Below are 5200 nucleotides of genomic sequence, written 5' to 3'. Positions count from 1 at the left end.
GACCCGGCGGATGGACGATCCTTTCTCCGAAAGCACGAATCGTCCATCGGTCTCGATGCTGCCCGCACCGGAGAGCACGGCCCTCGATACGAGAAACGCGGTCAACTCCCGTCGCATTCTCGAAAAAACCAGGCACCGCAGTAGCAGGGACAGCGAGACGATGAAAGGCCATGTGATTACGTAGCTGAGCCAGTAGAGCCAGCGGCCTACTCGATTCTCGAAGCTTCGATCGTTTCGGGTGACGAGCCCCTCGAACCAGACTCGGCGTCTAGGTGGCAAAGCCACCACCGCAACGGTCCAAAGAAGCGCCGCGACGATCACGACCGGGGCGAGACCGATGACGATTCCCCACCCGGCGGCCACCGTCAACGCCAGAAGAGGCGTAAGAAGCACGAGACCGGCGCGGTAGAGCCAGAGCGACGCGCCCGACGCGGCTTCCACCTCGAAGCTCTCCTGAGCACCGTACACGTGCCCTTCGGCGTCCTTGCAGTTTTTGAGCAGTCCCAGCCGTCCCGGGCACCCCGCTGCCCGGAGAATCGCCTCGGCTCGGGCCATCGACTTGAGAAGAAGGGACTCCTGCGCGCGCTGGTAGACCAGAAGCTGCGCCGGACCGCGACATTCGGGTGTGGCGCCCTCGATGAGCCCCCCGTCGGCGCGGTAGGGCAGATACTCGTAGTGGAAGGCGCCTCCGTTCTGGAGGAAGATCTGGGGCCGTTCGGGAAACATCCCCGGCTCGGTTCTGACCTGCTCGCCGATGGCCGAAGCGAGAGCTTCGTAAATGGCGTCGTTGCCGGGACGTCTTCTCTCGGGGGAAAAGCGGATCGCGTACTCTGTCTCCTGACCGATCAGCCGGGAGAAGAGCACTCTACCGAGAGCGCGTTACTCGCCGCCCTCGGGAACGATGGTTTCTTTCAGATATCGGTTCTCGAGCCGTCGAGCGTCATGGGTTATCTCGAGGAGGAGCTCTTCGGCGCGCTCCACGTCCGCTTCGCGCGGCGCCTCGACGTCCAAGTTGCGGATGGGCTTCATTGTTCGTCCTCCTGAACCACGTAGAGATTACCACAACCGGAGGCCGAGGCGCACATGCTCATGCCCTTTCATCCCAGAACCCCGGTAATGGCTCCGGTCAGGGCGCTTACCGTGCGATCGATCTCCTCGGCGCTGATGACGAGGGGAGGCGCGAGGAGGAAGACGTCGCCCCGGACCCGGGAAAAAAGGCCCCGTTCCTGGGCTGCCTCGTGAACTCTGAGCCCCACTTTCTCGTCGGCGGGAAACTCCTCCTTCGACGATTTGTCGCGTACGAGCTCGACCGCGCCCATGAGGCCAATTCCCCGCACCTCGCCCACGTGGGGGTGCGAGTCCAAGGCGTCACGAAGGCCGTCCAACAGGAGCCGTCCTTTCCGTGAAGCCTCGGTGACGAGCTCCTCGCGATCGATGATCTCGAGGTTCGTCAAAGCCACGCGACATCCAACGGGATGCCCGCTATAAGTGTAAGCATGCATCCAGACGGGGGCAGCCGGATCGAGCGTCTCGGCGATCTCGTCGCTCAGCCCCACCCCGCCCAGAGGGAAGTAACCCGAAGTGATACCCTTCGCGAACTGGATCATATCGGGCTCGACTCCCCAGTGCATCAGTCCGAACCGGGTCCCGGTGCGCCCGAAACCCGTGATCACCTCGTCGGAGACGAGCAGCACGTCGTACTGGTCACAGATCTGACGGATGCGCGGGAAATAGTCGTCCTGCGGAACGATGACTCCACCCGCACCCTGGACGGGCTCGGCCAGGAACATCGCGACCGTGTCCGGCCCTTCTCGGAGGATCGCTTTTTCGAGCTCGTTGGCCGCCGCGACCCCCGGCGTCTCGCCTGCGGGTGCTTCGTACCGGTACGGATAGGGCGACGGAATGTGAACGAAGCCCGGGACCCGCGGCTCGAACATGGGCCAGTAGCTTTCGATGCCGGTTGCGCTCATCGCCGCGAGCGTCACGCCATGATAGCCCCAACGTCGCGAGATGACCTTCGTTTTTCCGGGCTTGCCCCGGATCTTCCAGTAGAAACGCGCGGTCTTGAAGGCGGTGTCGCTCGATTCCCCTCCACCCGACGTGAAGAAGAAGCGATTGATTCCCGGATAAGCCCACTCGGCGAGGCGCTCCGCGAGGGCGATGGCATGCCGATTCGTGCTCCCGGCGTAGCCGGAGCAGTAGCCGAGCGTCTCCATTTGATCGCGCGCGGCCTCGGCCAGCTCCTTCCTGCCGTGGCCGACGGATACGTTCCAGAGGCCCGACAGGCCATCGATATACTCCTTGCCATCGGCGTCGAAAATACGAGCTCCCTCACCCCTCACCCAGACGTGGCCCTTCTCGTGAGCCGATGGGCTGTGCAAGGGATGGATCAAATGCGCGCGGTCTCGAGCGAGGAGCTCGCGGTTGGATTCGACGTCGGGCGAGGATACATTCTTCATCACCATCACCGCCTACCGGCCCGAGGCGCGACGGCCGACCTCGAGCGCTTCGGGTGCCGTTACGATAACCACGCGAAAGCCTTCTGCCAACCGCTTCTCGATGTCGCCCGGGCCGGCAGTGATGCCGCATACGACATCGAACTCCTTGCAGGCGGCGAGCACGGTCTGGATCGCGCTCTCGACGGCTTCCGAATCGTTCTCGTACGCCCGTCGCAGATCGCCTGGACCCGGAAACACGATGCTGACGCCTTCGGTCGACACGATCTCTCGGGCGTTACGAACGCCGACCTGGTCTTCGATGAGCAGCATGTTCACGAGCTCGCCTTCGGGATTGACCGGCCAGAGGTCCGAGCGTCGCCGATAGTCCTCCTCGCCGAGACCCCAGTAACGAGGCGCGTCGCCGGTCTCTAGGGGTCGCTTTCCCGCCGGGCGGTATCGCATCGAGGAAACGGCGAGCTCGGCGTCCTCTCGAGATTCCACGTGGGGAAACACGATGCCGTAGACGCCCGCGTCCAGAAGCCGCTTCACCCGATCCTGTGCCTCGATGCGGCCGTCCCGGATGGGAGGCAGGCGCGCGACGAGAGGGCGTTCGTTGAAAACCGTACCGCTGCGAGCCACACTGGCGCGATCGATCATGAACTGCATGAAGATCTGCATGCCGAGAACATCGAATGGCCCTCGCTCCAGATCGTAGAACACGAAGTCAGCCTGCTCGTTCGCGGCGACCTGGGCCGCGACGGCTGGGGTCTTCTCTCCGGAAAAAATGCCGAAAACCGGCTTTCCCGAAGCCAGGAGCTCGACGAGCTTGTTGACTCGCTTGGGTCCCTCGGTCGAAACGACTGGCGTCGATACGACCGCCACGAGGACTAGGTGCATCATTTCGAACGCGGAAGATTACCACAGCCGGAACCGGGTAAACCCAAAGGGCTGCGCCTTCCGGTAGAACACGGCATCGCGGATCGGTTTAAATCTACGCCGTGGAGATGATGAGAAAAGCCGTGCCCATGTTGTCCGGTTGGGGACGCCTATCCCGACCCGGACGCGAAGTAATGTCCGAGGACCTTCGGGCGCTGACCGAGGACGCCGTTTTGTCCCGGGGGCTGGGACGATCCTACGGCGACTCATCGCTTCCTCCCCCAGGGCATCTGGACGTTGCGACGACCGTCCTCGCGGACCGAATCTTGTCTTTCGACGAGACAAGCGGGGTGATGCGGGCGGAGGCGGGTCTCGGGCTTCACGAGATCAATCGCTTGTTCCTGAGGCGACTCTGGTTCACCCCCGTTACTCCCGGCACTCAGTACGTGACTTTGGGTGGCATGGTGGCCGCCGACGTGCACGGCAAGAATCATCACGTGGAAGGGACGTTCGGCGGGCACGTGACTTCCCTCCTCCTTCGCGTCGCCGACGGCCGTCTCGTAGAGTGCGGGCCCGAGGCCGAGGCCGATCTCTTCTGGGCGACCGTTGGCGGAATGGGGCTCACGGGCCACATCCTGGAAGTCTCGTTCCGCATGCGGAGAATTCCTTCTCCGTGGATTCTCGAAGAGCGTCACCGTTTTCCGAATCTGGATGCGCTCGTCGAAGGCCTCGAAAGCTCGGCGAAGGACTGGCCCTTCACCGTCGGATGGCTGGACAGCCTTTCGACGGGAAGCAGCCTGGGACGCGGTATCGTCAACCGCGGCCGATGGGCCGAGCCCCACGAGGCGCCAAAGACTTCCCCACCCTCGCTTCGGCGCATTACCGTGCCATTCGAGCTTCCTAACTGGTTTCTCAACCCCTGGAACATTCGGGCGTTCAACGCGGCCATCTACCATCGCCATGCTCGGCCGCGCCGCGGCGTGGTCCATCCCGAGACTTTCTTCTATCCCCTGGACAAAATCCTGAAATGGAACCGAATCTACGGGCGGAGGGGATTCACTCAATATCAATGCGTGCTCCCCGATTCGGCGGGCCGGGGCTCGGTTCGCCGCTTCCTCGAAACGATGGCCCGTGCCGAAGGGGTGGCGTCGTTTCTCACGGTCATCAAGGATTGCGCGGCCGAGGGACGTGGATTGCTGTCCTTCCCGTGTCCCGGAACCTCGATCGCGCTCGATCTCGCCGTCGGCCCGAGGACTCAAACGCTGATCGATGAGCTCAACGAGGTGGTCATCGCCGAGGGCGGCCGCATCTACCTTGCCAAAGACGCGTTCACCCGATCCGAGCACTTCCGTCAGATGGAGCCGCGGCTCGAGCGATTTCTCGAGGTTCGGAGGCGGTGGGATCCGCAGGTCAAGATCCGCAGCGCCCAATCGGTCCGCGTTCTGGGAGATCCCGATTGAGGATCGCGCTTCTCGGAGGCACCAAGGGTATCGGTCGCGCGATCGCCCGGCTCGTCGGCGAGAAGGGGCACGATCTCTGTCTCATGGGAAGAAACGCTGCCGAGCTCGAAGCTTCGGCACGCGACGTCGAGACTCGATCGGATCCTCGACGCACGGTGCACGTCGTTCGGTGCGATTTGTTGCTCCCGGAGACTTTCGCGCCTGCGCTCGACCAGGCCGCGGAGAAGCTCGGAGGTCTCGACACCGTCATCGTCACCGCGGGCCTAATCCGGAAACAGGAAGAGCTCGAAGCCGACCGGAACGCGGCGCGAGATCTCCTGACGGTGAACTTCGCCCACACGGTTCTGTTCTGTGAAGAGGCGCGTGAACGGCTTTTAGCGGCAGGAGGGGGTACCCTGTGCGTGCTCTCTTCGGTCGCGGGCGAGC

6 protein-coding genes are annotated in these 5200 nt (G+C 63.3%); 2 read left to right on the top strand and 4 right to left on the bottom strand.

The features are described 5' to 3' along the window. From VEK15_17595 to VEK15_17580, 4 genes are all read right to left on the bottom strand, one after another. Window positions 1-864 (bottom strand): proteasome accessory factor PafA2 family protein (locus VEK15_17595; protein HXV62518.1); only part of this gene is annotated, 864 nt, incomplete at its 3' end. Between the two features lie 15 nt (window positions 865-879). Next, window positions 880-1029 (bottom strand): hypothetical protein, encoded by a 150-nt coding sequence (locus VEK15_17590; GenBank protein HXV62517.1) that lies wholly within the window; start codon window positions 1027-1029, stop codon window positions 880-882. 68 nt (window positions 1030-1097) lie between these two features. Continuing rightward, the gene (locus tag VEK15_17585; GenBank protein HXV62516.1) at window positions 1098-2459 is read right to left on the bottom strand and encodes an aspartate aminotransferase family protein; all 1362 of its coding nucleotides are present in this window, start codon (window positions 2457-2459) and stop codon (window positions 1098-1100) included. Between the two features lie 12 nt (window positions 2460-2471). Continuing rightward, on the bottom strand, window positions 2472-3338 hold the full coding sequence (locus tag VEK15_17580) for an aldolase/citrate lyase family protein (protein ID HXV62515.1): 867 nt from the start codon (window positions 3336-3338) through the stop codon (window positions 2472-2474). 104 nt (window positions 3339-3442) lie between these two features. Between VEK15_17580 and VEK15_17575 the strand changes: the two genes are divergently transcribed. Continuing rightward, the gene (locus VEK15_17575) at window positions 3443-4774 is read left to right on the top strand and encodes an FAD-binding oxidoreductase (GenBank protein ID HXV62514.1); all 1332 of its coding nucleotides are present in this window, start codon (window positions 3443-3445) and stop codon (window positions 4772-4774) included. Beyond that, window positions 4771-5200: SDR family NAD(P)-dependent oxidoreductase (locus tag VEK15_17570; GenBank protein HXV62513.1), on the top strand; the 430-nt coding region annotated here is incomplete at its 3' end. The genes VEK15_17575 and VEK15_17570, both read left to right, overlap by 4 nt.

Source organism: Vicinamibacteria bacterium (assembly GCA_035620555.1).
In the GTDB taxonomy this organism is placed as follows: Bacteria; Acidobacteriota; Vicinamibacteria; order Marinacidobacterales; family SMYC01; genus DASPGQ01.
Note: the sequence above shows the minus strand (reverse complement) of the source record. Positions and strands in the feature narration are given on the sequence as shown.

Bases quoted from the DNA above. Each gene is read 5' to 3' on its own strand.
- VEK15_17590 (HXV62517.1), bottom strand. From the start codon at position 1,029: ATGAAGCCCATCCGCAACTTGGACGTCGAGGCGCCGCGCGAAGCGGAC.
- VEK15_17585 (HXV62516.1), bottom strand. From the start codon at position 2,459: ATGAAGAATGTATCCTCGCCCGACGTCGAATCCAACCGCGAGCTCCTC.
- VEK15_17580 (HXV62515.1), bottom strand. From the start codon at position 3,338: ATGATGCACCTAGTCCTCGTGGCGGTCGTATCGACGCCAGTCGTTTCG.
- VEK15_17575 (HXV62514.1), top strand. From the start codon at position 3,443: ATGATGAGAAAAGCCGTGCCCATGTTGTCCGGTTGGGGACGCCTATCC.